Origin of the sequence: Pseudomonas sp. P42 (assembly GCF_017973755.1) — a bacterium.
Lineage (GTDB): Bacteria > Pseudomonadota > Gammaproteobacteria > Pseudomonadales > Pseudomonadaceae > Aquipseudomonas > Aquipseudomonas iridis.
The window spans coordinates 730,864-744,559 of record NZ_JACOPU010000002.1; the positions used below are offsets into that span (position 1 = coordinate 730,864).

16 protein-coding genes are annotated in these 13,696 nt (G+C 58.7%); 12 read left to right on the top strand and 4 right to left on the bottom strand.

What is annotated here, in order from left to right; genetic code table 11:
* Positions 1-10: 10 nt before the first annotated feature.
* The 5 genes from araH to H8B20_RS08315 all read left to right on the top strand — a co-directional run bounded on the left by araH (position 11) and on the right by H8B20_RS08315 (position 5,552).
* The gene (gene araH / locus H8B20_RS08295; protein WP_042562174.1) at positions 11-979 is read left to right on the top strand and encodes an L-arabinose ABC transporter permease AraH; all 969 of its coding nucleotides are present in this window, start codon (positions 11-13) and stop codon (positions 977-979) included.
* Between the two features lie 268 nt (positions 980-1,247).
* Complete coding sequence (locus H8B20_RS08300) at positions 1,248-1,961, top strand: GntR family transcriptional regulator (protein ID WP_042560418.1); 714 nt, start codon at positions 1,248-1,250, stop codon at positions 1,959-1,961.
* Positions 1,958-2,956, top strand: coding sequence for an ADP-ribosylglycohydrolase family protein (locus H8B20_RS08305; RefSeq protein ID WP_210622814.1), 999 nt, complete (start codon positions 1,958-1,960; stop codon positions 2,954-2,956). Before H8B20_RS08300 ends, H8B20_RS08305 begins: the two co-directional genes overlap by 4 nt.
* A gap of 219 nt (positions 2,957-3,175) precedes the next feature.
* Positions 3,176-4,630: a purine-cytosine permease family protein gene (locus H8B20_RS08310; RefSeq protein WP_210622815.1), complete on the top strand. Its 1,455-nt coding sequence runs from the start codon at positions 3,176-3,178 to the stop codon at positions 4,628-4,630.
* Positions 4,623-5,552 (top strand): PfkB family carbohydrate kinase, encoded by a 930-nt coding sequence (locus H8B20_RS08315; RefSeq protein ID WP_115146234.1) that lies wholly within the window; start codon positions 4,623-4,625, stop codon positions 5,550-5,552. Before H8B20_RS08310 ends, H8B20_RS08315 begins: the two co-directional genes overlap by 8 nt.
* A 166-nt stretch (positions 5,553-5,718) precedes the next feature.
* Here the strand turns inward: H8B20_RS08315 and H8B20_RS08320 are convergent, their stop codons facing one another.
* From H8B20_RS08320 to H8B20_RS08335, 4 genes are all read right to left on the bottom strand, one after another.
* Positions 5,719-5,976 (bottom strand): hypothetical protein, encoded by a 258-nt coding sequence (locus H8B20_RS08320; RefSeq protein ID WP_210622816.1) that lies wholly within the window; start codon positions 5,974-5,976, stop codon positions 5,719-5,721.
* A gap of 45 nt (positions 5,977-6,021) precedes the next feature.
* A complete protein-coding gene (locus H8B20_RS08325; protein WP_210622817.1) occupies positions 6,022-6,357 on the bottom strand; it encodes a hypothetical protein in 336 nt (111 codons plus the stop codon).
* A gap of 82 nt (positions 6,358-6,439) precedes the next feature.
* On the bottom strand, positions 6,440-7,636 hold the full coding sequence (locus H8B20_RS08330; RefSeq protein WP_210622818.1) for an MFS transporter: 1,197 nt from the start codon (positions 7,634-7,636) through the stop codon (positions 6,440-6,442).
* 110 nt (positions 7,637-7,746) lie between these two features.
* Positions 7,747-8,400: an HD domain-containing protein gene (locus H8B20_RS08335; RefSeq protein ID WP_210622819.1), complete on the bottom strand. Its 654-nt coding sequence runs from the start codon at positions 8,398-8,400 to the stop codon at positions 7,747-7,749.
* 225 nt (positions 8,401-8,625) lie between these two features.
* On the opposite strand from H8B20_RS08335, the gene H8B20_RS08340 reads away from it, so the two are divergent.
* The 7 genes from H8B20_RS08340 (at position 8,626) to H8B20_RS08370 (ending at position 13,684) form a co-directional block, all read left to right on the top strand.
* Positions 8,626-9,108 (top strand): GNAT family N-acetyltransferase, encoded by a 483-nt coding sequence (locus tag H8B20_RS08340; RefSeq protein WP_042562173.1) that lies wholly within the window; start codon positions 8,626-8,628, stop codon positions 9,106-9,108.
* Between the two features lie 158 nt (positions 9,109-9,266).
* The gene (locus H8B20_RS08345; protein WP_210622820.1) at positions 9,267-9,929 is read left to right on the top strand and encodes a hypothetical protein; all 663 of its coding nucleotides are present in this window, start codon (positions 9,267-9,269) and stop codon (positions 9,927-9,929) included.
* Entirely contained in the window at positions 9,926-10,420 is a 495-nt protein-coding gene (locus H8B20_RS08350) for a PAAR domain-containing protein (RefSeq protein WP_150596259.1), read from the top strand. The genes H8B20_RS08345 and H8B20_RS08350 overlap by 4 nt, the downstream gene beginning before the upstream one ends.
* 5 nt (positions 10,421-10,425) lie before the next feature.
* Positions 10,426-11,163 (top strand): alpha/beta hydrolase, encoded by a 738-nt coding sequence (locus H8B20_RS08355; RefSeq protein ID WP_210622821.1) that lies wholly within the window; start codon positions 10,426-10,428, stop codon positions 11,161-11,163.
* A gap of 78 nt (positions 11,164-11,241) precedes the next feature.
* Positions 11,242-11,661: a hypothetical protein gene (locus H8B20_RS08360; RefSeq protein ID WP_261736488.1), complete on the top strand. Its 420-nt coding sequence runs from the start codon at positions 11,242-11,244 to the stop codon at positions 11,659-11,661.
* A gap of 14 nt (positions 11,662-11,675) precedes the next feature.
* Positions 11,676-12,617: a hypothetical protein gene (locus tag H8B20_RS08365; protein WP_210622823.1), complete on the top strand. Its 942-nt coding sequence runs from the start codon at positions 11,676-11,678 to the stop codon at positions 12,615-12,617.
* A gap of 77 nt (positions 12,618-12,694) precedes the next feature.
* On the top strand, positions 12,695-13,684 hold the full coding sequence (locus H8B20_RS08370) for a 2-dehydro-3-deoxygalactonokinase (RefSeq protein WP_210622824.1): 990 nt from the start codon (positions 12,695-12,697) through the stop codon (positions 13,682-13,684).
* Positions 13,685-13,696 lie beyond the last annotated feature (12 nt).

Here is a 13,696-nt window from a genome sequence, read left to right on the forward strand (position 1 = left end):
GGTGACTATGATGACAACCCAAAACGAAACCCTGCCGAAAGAGCGCAAACCTTTGGACATGCGCCGCTTCCTCGATGACTGGGTCATGCTGTTGGCGGCGGTGGGCATTTTTGTCGCCTGTACGCTGCTGATCGACAACTTCCTTTCGCCGCTGAACATGCGCGGGTTGGGCCTGGCGATTTCCACCACCGGCATTGCTGCCTGCACCATGTTGTATTGCCTGGCGTCAGGGCATTTCGACTTGTCGGTGGGCTCGGTGATTGCCTGCGCCGGGGTGGTGGCGGCGGTGGTGATGCGCGACACCGACAGCGTATTCCTTGGCGTCGGTGCGGCGCTGGTGATGGGCTTGATCGTCGGGCTGATCAACGGGATCGTGATCGCCAAGTTGCGCGTCAATGCTTTGATCACGACGCTTGCGACCATGCAGATCGTGCGTGGCCTGGCCTACATTTTTGCCAACGGCAAAGCAGTGGGCGTGTCGCAGGAGTCGTTCTTCGTGTTCGGCAATGGCCAGTTGTTCGGCGTGCCGGTGCCGATCCTGATCACCATCGTCTGCTTCCTGTTTTTCGGCTGGCTGCTGAATTACACCACCTACGGGCGCAACACCATGGCCATCGGTGGCAACCAGGAAGCGGCGTTGCTGGCGGGGGTCAATGTAGATCGCACCAAGATCATCATCTTCGCCGTGCACGGTGTGATCGGTGCGCTGGCCGGTGTGATTCTGGCGTCGCGCATGACCTCCGGGCAGCCGATGATTGGTCAGGGTTTCGAGCTGACAGTGATTTCCGCGTGTGTGCTGGGCGGGGTGTCGCTGAGTGGCGGGATCGGCATGATTCGGCATGTGATTGCCGGGGTGTTGATTCTGGCAATCATTGAGAATGCGATGAACCTGAAGAACATCGATACGTTTTATCAGTACGTGATTCGCGGTTCGATTTTGCTGTTGGCTGTGGTTATTGACCGCCTCAAGCAACGCTAAGTCAAAGCTAACCCTCACCCCAGCCCTCTCCCGGAGGGAGAGGGGGCCGACCGAGGTGTCTGGCATCCTGCATCGACCTGATAAATACAGTCGACTATGGATTCGACAAAGCACTTCCAGGTCGGCAAATCTCCAGAGCATCCCCCATTCAGTCCCCTCTCCCTCCGGGAGAGGGCCAGGGTGAGGGTGCTTGTGATCTTCCCGCCTTCCGTCTGCTCAACTAAAAATCCCTTGCCCACCCACGCCCGTTTCGGTTATCAATTTGTACATGATTAGACAGGTACGATTCGACAAGAAACAACGGGTGGTCGACGAGCTCGTCCGGCGCATCGAAAGCGGCCTCATGGAGGACGGCTTTCTGTTGCCCGGCGAGCATCAGTTGGCTCAAGAATTCAACGTCAGCCGTGGCACGTTGCGCGAAGCGCTGGCCGAACTGAAGCGGCGTAAATACATCGCCACGCAAAGCGGGGTCGGTTCCATCGTCACCTTTGACGGTGTGGTCCTCGACCAACGCAGCGGCTGGGCTCAGGCATTGGCAGACACTGGTGCGCTGATCAACACCGAAGTATTGCGCCTCGAAGCCGTGACCCGGACCGATCTCTCCGCTGTGTTCGGCTCCGATCAATTCATTCTGCTCGAGCGCCGTCGCCGCTCCAACGACGGCACATTGGTGTCCCTCGAACGCTCGCTGATGCCGGCCAACGGCGGCCTGGAAAGCCTGCCGCGTGTCGGCCTGATCGACAATTCCCTGACCATCACCCTGGCCGCCTACGGCTACATCGGCGAGCGCGGCGATCAGTGGCTCGGCGCCGAACCCTTGAATGCCGAAGACGCCGAATTGCTCGGCCGGCCGCCAGGCACGGTATTTCTCAAAGCCCTGCGCACCACCTACGACCGGCAGAACCGTTTCATGGAGCAGGTTGAAAGCCTGCTCGACCCGGTGCATTTCCGTCTGCACCTGCAATTTGGAGAATCGAAGTGACCCCGCTTAACCGTGCCCTCGGTGCGTTTTATGGCTTGGCCCTCGGTGATGCGCTGGGCATGCCAACTCAATCGCTGAACCGCGAAACCATCAAGACACGTTTCGGCCAGATTACCGATCTGCAAGACGCCGGTCCGTTGCAACCCATCGCTGCGAACATGCCCAAAGGCTCGATTACCGACGACACGGAACAGGCGATTCTGGTTGGCGAGTTGCTGGTCGAAGGCAAGGGCCATATCGACCCCGCCATCCTTGCGCAACGGCTGATCGAGTGGGAAGCGCAGATGCAGGCCAAAGGCTCGCAGGACCTGCTGGGCCCTTCGACCAAGCGCGCCATCGAAATGATCCTCGCCGGTCACTCGCCGCAAGAGGCCGGGCGCTACGGCACCACCAACGGCGCGGCCATGCGCATTACCCCCGTCGGGATCGCAGCAGATGTTGCTGATGCTCAGCGGTTTATCGCCGCAGTGGTGCAGGCCTGCCAGGTCACGCACAACACCACTCTGGGGATTTCCAGCGCGGCGGCGGTGGCGGCGGTGGTCTCGGCCGGGATCAATGGCATGGACCTGGGCGAGGCGCTCAACCTCGGCCAACAAATCGCGCAACAAGCGCAAGAACACGGTCACTGGGTGGCCGGTGGGCGCATCGCTTCGCGCATCAGTTGGGCGCGCAGCATCAGCGTCGACAGCGACAAGGCATTGCTCGCCGATCTGCTCTACGACGTGATCGGCACTTCCGTGGCGTCGCAGGAATCGGTGGTGGTCTCGTTCGCCCTGGCGCAGCAGGTGGCCATCGGTGAAATGAGCGCGTTCGATGCGTTGTGCATGGCGGCGAGCCTGGGTGGCGACACCGATACCATCGCCGCGATTCTCGGCGCCATGCTTGGGGCCTGCCTGGGTCTTGAGTGTTGGCCGACCGAGATGATCAATACGGTGAAAGCCGTCAATCATCTGCAGCTTGAGCCGTTGGTGCAGGGGCTATTGGCCTTGCGCTGATTGAACTGACGCCATCGCTGGCAAGCCAGCTCCCACAGAGCAAGTGCACACCTTAAGGTTCACTCTGTACCTGTGGGAGCTGGCTTGCCAGCGATAGGCGCACCGCATAATCGAATATTCACCCGCAATGGATCGCAAAGACAGGCCGAGGATGGCCGCGATGTCTTGTTGTTTCGCATCATTGCCACAACCACAAAAAAGGCAAACAGGAGCATTTTCATGAGTTCATCGAACGCCGGGCAGCTGGAAACCCGTGGCATCGAGCCGGTGCCGGAAGCCGAGTGCAACGGTCATCCGCTGCAACTGTTCTGGGTCTGGTTCGCCGCCAACATTTCCATTCTCGGCCTGCCGCTGGGTGCCACACTGGTCGCGTTTCGCGGTCTGGCGATCTGGCAGGCAATCATCGTCGCGATCATCGGTGCCGCCGGTTCGTTCGCGGTGGTCGGGATCATCTCGATTGCCGGCCGCCGTGGCCGCGCGCCAAGCCTGACCTTGTCGCGGGCGATTTTCGGCGTACGCGGCAATATCGGCCCGACACTGGTCTCGCTGATGTCGCGTCTGGGCTGGGAAACCGTCAACACCACCACCGCTGCATTCGTGCTGCTGTCGCTGTGCTCGATCCTGTTCGGCTCACCGGTTGAGGCGAAAAGCGCACCCGCGCTGACGCTGCTCTTCATTGCGATTTTCGTGCTGCTGACCTTGGCGGTCTCCGGCCTCGGCCATGCGACTTTGCTGGTGATCCAGAAGTGGGCGACGTACGTGTTCGGCGCGCTGAACATTCTGGTCGGCGGCTTCCTCTGTGCCACCATCGACTGGAGCGCGGTGTTCAACGCCACACCGGCGCCGGTCAGCGCAATGATCATCGGCATCGGTACCATGGCGGCGGGCACCGGTATCGGTTGGGCCAACGCGGGCGCTGACATGTCGCGCTATCAGCATCGCAGCGTCAAAGCCGCGCGTCTGGTCGCTTCCGCAGCGTTCGGTGCGGGTATTCCACTGGTGCTGCTGATCACCCTCGGCGGCCTGCTGTCGGTGGGTAACAACGATCTTGCCTCGGCGACTGACCCGATCGTGGCGATCCGCGACATGCTGCCGACCTGGATGGCCGTGCCGTACCTGATCACGGCGTTCGGTGGCTTGCTGCTGTCGAACAACCTGTCGGTGTACTCCGCCGGTTTGACCACATTGACGCTCGGCCTCAAGGTCAAGCGCGTCTACGCCGTGGTGGTCGACATCGTTGCGATCTTCGCCGGTTCGATCTACTTCATGCTGATCGCCGACAGTTTCTACGGCCCGTTCATTACCTTCATTTCCCTGCTGGCGGTGCCGATCACCGCGTGGGTCGGGATCTTCGTGATCGACTTGATTCATCGTCATTACTACAGCCCGCAAGACCTGCTCGACGTCAGCCCAAGCAGTGCCTATTGGTATCACGGCGGTATCGAGTGGCGCGCATTCGGGGCGTGGGCGATTGCCATCGTGCTCGGTTTCAGCTTCACCACCATCGGCACCACCGCTGAGAATGTCTGGTTCAAAGGTTTCCTGTCCGACTCGTGGCTGGGCCACAACGGCCTCGGCTGGATCGTGACGTTCGTGGTGGCCGGTGGCATCTATTTCCTCCTCGGCGGGGCAAAAGATCGCCGTGCCGCACCCGTCGAGAATGCTCATGCCTAAGATGTTGCACACCGGCCAGGTCATCATCGACCTGGTCATGGCCGTGGATAAACTGCCGCAGATTGGCGGCGACGTACTGGCGCAGTCCGCCGGTTTCGAGGCTGGCGGCGGTTTCAACGTGATGGCGGCAGCGGTGCGCAATGGCCTGCCGGTGGTTTACCTCGGTCGTCATGGCACCGGGCGTTTCGGCGATCTGGCGCGGCAGGCGATGCAGGCCGAGGGGATTCACATCGGTATCAGCCAGCCTGCGCAGCGCGACACGGGTTTGTGTGTGGCACTGACCGATGCGTCGGCCGAGCGCAGTTTCATTTCCTACATCGGTGCCGAGGGCGAGGTGACCATCGATGATTTGAACAGCGTGGCTTTTGAGGCCGGGGACTATGTTTATCTCAGCGGTTACAGCCTGCTGCACGAGGGCAAGGCGCAGGCTCTGCTTGACTGGACGTTGGCATTGCCCGCCACGATCCACGTGGTGTTCGATCCGGGTCCGTTGGTGGAATCGCCGGATTCACCGCTGATGCAGGCGCTGTTGCCGCGCATTGATGTGTGGACCAGCAACAGTGTCGAGGCGTTGCGTTTTACCGGTGCTGAAGACATCGGTGTTGCGCTGGATTGTCTGGCTGAGCATCTGCCGCGAGACGTATTGATGGTGGTGCGCGATGGGCCGCAGGGTTGCTGGATTCATCAACGTGACGAGCGTCGGCATGTGCCGGGGTTTGCCGTCAAAGCGGTGGACAGCAATGGTGCCGGTGATGCGCATGCCGGGGTGTTTGTTGCGGGCTTGGCGCAGGGTTTGACTGCATATGAGGCGGCGCAGCGAGCGAACGCGGCGGCGGCATTGGCCGTGACACGCTGGGGGCCGGCGACAGCGCCGGGGACTGCTGAAGTGGATGCGCTGATCCGTGAATCCAGCGGCGGCTGATCTACCGTTATCGCTGGCAAGCCAGCTCCCACAGAGATCGGATGTGTGCACAAATGTTGCGTCCACCAGAAAAACTGTGGGAGCTGGCTTGCCAGCGATGAGGCCATCAGCCCCACCATAGATTTCAAGCGGCCGCTCACCGCATCGGCAGCGAGCGGCCGCAGGACTACTGCAGATCCAGTTTGCGCGCTGCTTCAACCCCGGCAGCACTGAGCTTGATCGGCAAATTCAGCGAGTGTTCACCGGCCTCGTTGCAGGTGATATGGCCATGGTGAATCAAACCGCGGTCCTGCAATGAGGCGAGGGCGCTGGCGACGACTTTTTCGCCCCGGTAGTTGTCCAGCACCTCCTTGCCCAGTCCACTCGGGTGGGCGTGCAGCAGGCGGGTGAGGACTTCTTTTTCCAGGTTTTTATCGACGTTCATGGTTACCTCTTCATGGGTGTGAATAGGGTCGCTCGCGTCGGCGAACTACTGGCCGGATCCTTCGGAACCGGAGCCACCGGTGGTGGTTTTCGAACCGACGCCCGGGCCCGCGTTGTCTGGCGTGGCGGGGGCATCGGGGGTGTTCATGCCACCCTGGCGACCGGGATCACTGCCTTGCGTGCGCGGGTCAGTACCGGTGGCAGGTGGCTGGTTGATCAATGGCACGCCAGAGCCATCGGTGTTCATGCCGGGGGCACTGTTGATGACGGGGGCTCGGGGTGGGGTCGGATCGGTAGGGCCGGTGCCCGCAGCGGTGGCGGCGAACACCGCGGGGCAGAGCAGGGCGCTGAATACGAAAGCGGTCAACCTTGACGGGATCATAGGGCTTCTCCAGTGATTGGAATCCATACCCTTTGTTGGTCTGCCCTCGTCGTCGATTGGTGCCTGATGAGCGACGAACGGTCTAGATCGCTGGCGCGGTTCTGACGTTGAGTCGTCGCCAGAGCAAGCGGCCGATGGTGATCAGCCAGTTGATCAGCGCCACAGCCAATACGGTGTACAGCAGTGCCGCCATTCCGTGTTCGACGATGATTTTTCCGGCCAGCAGCGGAAAGCCGAACACGCCGATGAAGTACGCCAGGCTGAACAGCAACAAGGCCTGCGAAGTGGTACCGACGGGCGCTTCGTTGGCCGCCAATCCGTTGATCACCGAATAGGTCAGGCCGTATCCGACACCGAGCATGACCGCCGCCAGCAGATAACTGAAAGCGCTGTGCACGCCGAAGGCGAACAGCACAATCGAGCCGAGCATCAAACCCGACAACAGACATGACGCCCGCAACGGATCACGCTTGACCACAAACCCTGCGATCAACAGGCGACTGCTGATTGCCGCGCTCATGAAGCCGAGAAAGAACAGCGAATAATCCAGCGAATGGGCGGCGGCGTAACTGGTCTGGAAACTCGACAAACCGCCGAATACGCAGCCACCGAGACCGACCATGATGATCGCGAAGACTGCGCGGGAACCGAGCACCTGCGCCGACGTTGACCAAGTGATGCTTGCGGCTGTTGTGGCTTGGGTGCTTTTCAGTCGTGAGCCGAGACGCCAGAACATCAACACGCCGATCAGGCTCGCCAGCGCTGCCAGATAAAACGCCGAGGTCACCGGTAACTCCAGCGCACTGGCCGCACGCCCGAGCAATGGGCCGCTGCCAATCCCGGTCATCATGCTGCCGGACAGCAAGGCAAAGTACTTCGCTCGCTGCGCCGGGGTCACCAGACTCGCCACAATAATCGGCCCCAACGTGTAAAACACACCCCAGCCCAGGCCGAGCAGCAAGCCGAAAAACAGCAAGAGATGACCAAACCCCGGCGTCATCGCAAAGCCCAGGCTCGCCGCAACAAGCAGCAGACCAAACAAGGCAATCGAACGCGCCGCCCCCAGCAGATCCGACAAATGCCCGGACACCAGCACCGCGACAAACGTACTGAGCATCGCCGCAGAAATCACGCTGCCCGCATCGTGTTCATTGCCACCGCGAGAACCGATCAACAGCGCCAGCAAAAACGTCGAGCCGTAGGACAGCGACAGCAGATAACTGGCGAGGCAGAACAGGCCGAACAGCTTGCTCGACACTTGAGGTGTTGCTTGCGACATGACGCGGTTCCTTGACCCTAGAAAGTGAACAGCCTCTGTTTACCACGCCAAGGTCAGGGATTAGGTGCGAGGTTGGCGAAGTCAGGATCGCGGCAGGCCGGAGTATTGCTTCAGACGATGCCGATCTCTTCTTTGAACTGTTCCATGAAACCCTTCAGACGCTGATGGCGAATCTGCGCCAGGCGCTGGCCGGCGACGGTCTGGAAACCGTCGGCGAGGTGCAGCAGTTTGGTCTGGAAGTGGTCAAGGCAAAAACGTGTGTCGTTGTAGTCGCGCTCCCTCGCTTCCGGATCTTGCGGGTCATACAGCGCCGACCCCATGCGTCCGGCAACATAGAACGTGCGAGCGACGCCGAGCATGCCCAGCGAGTCGAGACGATCGGCGTCCTGGACGAGTTTCGCTTCGAGGGTGAGCGGGGTGATGTTGGCGGAAAAACTGTGGGCTTGGATGGCGTGGGCGGCAGCGTCGATTTTAGCGTCGGCCCAGTTCAACTCCGCCAGCACCGCCGACGCTTTTCCCGCTGCCAGACGTGAAGCTTGCGAGCGCAATGGCGAGTTCTTTTCGACGGCTACGCAATCGTGAAGCAGCACGGCGGCGAGCAGCACTTCCAGATCGCCACCTTCTTCGGCTTGCAAAGTGCGCACGTTGTGCCAGACACGTTGCAGGTGTGCGAGGTCGTGTGCACCGTCATCCGAAGGCTCCAGAGCATGGGGCAGCAGTTCTGCCGCGAGCGCTGGCAGTGGTGCGAAGGCGTAGTTATTCATAAACATCCTTTTAAGCGAATGCAGAGCCTGTGGGAACGAGCCTGCTCGCGAAAGCATACGGTCAGTCACATTGAAGGCGGCTGAAATAATGCATTCGCGAGCAGGCTCGCCTCCACAGGAACGGCGGTGTTTTGCCACATCGAGCAGGATAATGCGTTGTTGCCATATGAAGAGCGCTTCAACGCGTTTTACTATGGCGTTTTCCTCCCCCGACAAGGCCCGTCCATGACGATCGAGATCCGCCCGGCGACTCCCAGCGATGCACCACAAATCCTCGCCTTCATCACTGAACTCGCGGATTTCGAAAAGGCTCGCCACGAAGTCATCGCCAGCGTTGCCGACATTGAGCGCAGCCTGTTCGGCGAAGGCGCGACCGCCCATGGTCTGATCTGTCTGCGCGACGGCCTGCCAATCGGTTTCGCGGTGTTCTTCTTCAGCTATTCGACCTGGCTCGGCAGCAACTGCCTGTACCTTGAAGACCTCTACATCACCCCCGAACAACGCGGCGGCGGCGCGGGCAAAACCCTGCTGCGGCAACTGGCGAAAATCGCCTGCGCCAATGACTGCGGACGCTTCGAGTGGAGCGTACTCGACTGGAACACCCCAGCCATCGAATTCTACAAATCCCTCGGTGCGCAACCGCAGGAAGAATGGGTGCGCTATCGCATGGACGGCAAAGTGTTGCGCGAGTTCGCCGAAGGCCAGTGAGCGATGATGGCTATTTAGTGTTTATTCGATTGTCGCCAAGGCTCTAGTCCGGCATTCTACGCGCGCATTTTTGCGCGCTCACGGACGACACCTGCAATGCCTCTGGCAAAAACTCTCCACGCCCGTGGAGCCTTCGCTGCGTCAATGAGTGGCGGGCGATGAGCGGACTACGTGCGTCAATACGTTTGTATGGCCTGGTGAAAAACTCGGGCTTTTCCGACAACCCCCAGCGCCAACCGGTAGACATTCTCTGCATGGTCAATCGCCTGGGCGGCAAAGCCATCCGCGCATTTGTCTCGCGCCTGGATGCCGAACTCATGACTCGCTGCGCAGGCCTTCACGACTATCGCGTAATCCCGTTGCGCAACTTCGAACCGAAGACGTTCATCGACGCGCACCAAGGCTGGCTAACGCTGCACATCAGTTGCGGTTTCGTCGCTCAGGCGGGGCATTCGCTGCTCAAGGATGGCGCATTGATGCCGATGGGGTGGTACGTCTACTCCGAGATCGGTCAGTGGACGGCCGAACATCATTTGGACCTCGGCACGCAAATGGCTGAGTTGCTGCAAAGTACCTACGAGCTGAATCGCCTGCGAAACTACAACGCTTGGCTCAACGAACTCGACGACGCCACGCCCGCTGAACTCACCTGGCATGTCGACGAAGCCTGGCAGCACCTGCAAACCGCTATATCCCCCGACAGCCGCGAGCACAGCCACGCACTGTTCGACCCCGTCGACAACCGCTGGCGCTTCGCCGCGACCGAAGTCGACATCTACCAGCCACACCCGGAACCTCTGAAGCAAGGAGCTTTGAATTGAGTGGAAAACCCGCCGCCCGCGTCACCGACCCGACCGCATGCCCATTGCCAGGCCACGGCACTAACCCGATTGTTTCCGGCTCGCCGAACGTCTTCTTCGACGGCCTCGCCGCTGCGCGCATGACTGATAAATCGGCCTGCGGCAGCCCGATCACCGGCGCTGTCTCCGGCACCGTTTTCATCAATGGCCTGAACGCCGCAACGCTCGACAGCACCGGAGGACACGGCAATGTCGTGGTCGGTGGTTCGGGGACGGTGATTATTGGACAGAGTGGCGGAGGGGCGGCGTTTAGTGGGCTGTTGCCGATGCCGGTGCATTTTACGGACAGGTTGCAAGTGGTGAATGACGCGACTGGAGAACCCGTGCCCTACCACCCCTACACGATTCAGCGTGGCAATGGCAGTGAGGAACATGGCATTACGGATGCTTCGGGATATACCCATACCGTTAGTTCGCATTTACCTGAAACTATTAAATTATTTGTTGAGTGACGGACATGGCAGGAGAAAATACGGCGGGCCTGGAACCTTTGTCTAAAAGAGACGTAGGAAACGTTGAATTAACCAAGCCCGAAGATAAGTGCGCCAAAATCATTGCCATCAGCATGAAGAAGGTGTTTATTTTATTTGTCGGTGGGGCTGGAGATCAGGAAAGTTACTACATGAGCGGGCCGAACTGGAACGTGACCCATGTTCAAACTAAAGTAGTGGCTGATGCTGATGCGCTTTGCTATTTGTCGAAATGCGATATGAAAGCATTGGCCTATAATAAGTTCTTGACGGATGACGATCTGGCGAAAAATGTATTGGTTGAAGCTCCTGATAAAACGACACCTGTTTATATCATCGGGCATAGTTTGGGCGGTTGGAACGGTGCACACCTTTCCAGTGTTTTGACGGATAAGGGCTACAAAGTCAGAATGTTGATCACGATAGACCCCGTGGGCCAGGGAAAGATCGTCTATGGTATTTCAACCATTTACAGGCGAAAACCTGAGCCAAAGGCGGAGTTCTGGATAAATATCCGCGCGGCGAAAATCCAGAATCGGGACATATCGGATACTGTTGCAGACTTTGGTGAACAGTGGGAGATAACTTCAGGTCCCAATGTCAGTGGTCGAGTCGATGTCAATCACGCAGATGCGGATATTATGTTTGATCAAAAACTGGAGGGTGGGAAGTCGGCCCGTCAATTGTTGGCGGACTCGATACTCGGTTATCTCAGGGAAAAATAAACTGTGAATAGAATTTTTTTGGCAATCGCCATATTGCTATGCAGTTCATGTTCCTCGAATCATGGCAGGCAAATAGCAGTGCTTGACTTTCAAGGCGTTTCAATTACGCCGAGCGCGAGTTCGTTTTTCGTTTGGTTCTCAAGTGATACGGATCTGTTAGGATTATTCCAGTCTAAAATCGGCGAGGAGCTGGTTTGTACCCTGGATGATGATCTGGATTTTTCTATTGGTCATTACCAGAAACGATATGGTAGCGGTATCGTTGAGGTGAGTGAGAACTCTTCGAAAGGAAAATATATCGCCCGGGTTATTTTTCGAGAGACCGGAGACGTGCAGGGCAAGGAACTTATTCTTGAGGGCGATAGGTTGCGCAGTGCCTTGAGCGCGCACCCATTTGTCGTATGTACGTTTAGAGTCAATACAACGAAATATAAAACCTACTTTTCGGAGTTTATGCGCATCCCTTCAGAGGACTTTACAAGGGCACTCGGCAGGTGAGGACAGAGGGCTAAATGTTGAGTTTGCGAATTTTTAAATGGCTTTTGCTCGGTGGTTTTTTATCGTGTGCGGCTTGCATGCATCTGGATGTCCCTCCCGCCAGGCTTGAGTTTGTCTCGATCGATCACCTGAGTTCTTCCTATTACGATCTGCGTTTTACATCCGACAGAAATCTGATCGACTTGTATAAGGTGCATGGGCGACAAGGTCAGATCGGCACCTCGATCCAGTGCTCGCTGGATGGCGATCTGGACTTTTCCGTCGAACATCAAATCGCGCTTGAAGCTGCCGGAACTGTCAGTGAAATGCGATTGATCGAAGGTGATCGTCGTTATGAAATGTTTGCAAGCATCCGGGTCGAGAACCATGTCATCAATGATGGTCATAACGAGATCAGGCCCGTTGAGTTGGTGCAGCTCCTCAAACCGCAGGAATACATTCCATGCAAAGTGGTGATTACTGCGTTTGCATTCGTGGCGTATTACTCAAAGGTCATGTATTTGCCCACCTCGCGGTTTATCGCCGCCGTGGAAAACCCGCGGGTGGCGCCTTCACGCCTGACGCTCAAACCCTCTGATCAACCGCGAACGTGGGTGCCCTTTGCGCCCCTGTGCATTCTGCGCTGGCGCTATGAACGGTCGCCGATGTATGACCAGATCGACAGTCTCGGTTTATGTAGCGACGTGCCCTATGCCGGCATGCTCGCTTCATTCGCGCCATACAAGACCAAATTACGACTTGTTTCAGAGGTAGATGAAACTCCCGCGCCGCTGGCGGCGTACACCATCATCAGAGGGGATGGGCGCCTGGAGCCCGGTGTAACCGATCAGGAAGGGCGGACGCATGAAGTCGGAGCCAGCGAACATGAAGTACTGCGCGTCATCCTCGACAAAAAACTGCAACCCGTAAAGCGATGGACGCCGTGGATTGAATACGTCCCAAAATATGGGATGTGAAATTACATATTGAGATTTTCCTGCTGAGAGGTCTATAGTCCGTCGCACTCACTGCCAAAAACAAAACAGGTGAAGCGATGCTGGCGCAATTGATCGCGCTCGATTGGGGGACGACCTCATTACGTGCTTACAAACTCGCGGCGGGCGGTGTGGTGCTGGAGCAGCGCTCGCTGTCGTCCGGGATCATGCAACTGCCGAAGACCCCGCGAGTCATCAACGGTCGCGAATGTGCCGACGGTTTTGAACTGGCCTTTGATGAGGCCTGTGGCGACTGGCTCGAAGCGCAACCGGATCTGCCGGTGATCGCTTGCGGCATGGTCGGCAGCGCGCAGGGCTGGCGCGAAGCCGCCTACTGCGACACGCCGGCGAACGTCGCCAATCTCGGAAACTCCCTACAAACAGTTATCAGTCTTCGCGGTACGCGAGTGCATATCGTGCCGGGCGTGATTCAGCGTTCCCGTCTGCCGAACGTGATGCGCGGCGAAGAGACCCAAGTGCTGGGCGTTCTGCAGAATCTACCTGTCGAGGCGGGCGGTGATCTGTTGATCGGCCTGCCGGGCAGTCACTCCAAATGGGTCGAAGTGGTCGATGGCTGCATCACCCATTTCGACACCTTCATGACCGGCGAAGTGTTCGCGGTGCTCAGCGAACACAGCATTCTCGGCCGCACCCAACAGCAAGGCGCCGCTTTCGATGGCCAGGCATTTGACCGCGGCGTGCAGGTTGCGCTGTCGGCGGACGGTGAACTCGGTGTGCTCTCTACATTGTTCAGTGCCCGTACCCTGGGCCTGACCGGCGAACTCAGCCCGACGGCGCAAGCGGATTACTTGTCCGGCCTGATGATTGGCCATGAACTGGCGGCACTTGCCGCCGCTCAGCGCCTTCGCCGCAACAGCGTGCATCTTCCCTCGATCATCCTCATTGGCAATGCGCAACTGTGCGCACGCTATAGCCGTGCCCTTGACGCCTGTGGCTTCGCCAACGTGACGCTGGCCGAGCAGGCCACCGAGCGTGGCTTGTGGCAACTGGCGCTGGCCGCCGGACTGATCGATTCCTCATCCCGTTAACCCCGACTGGAG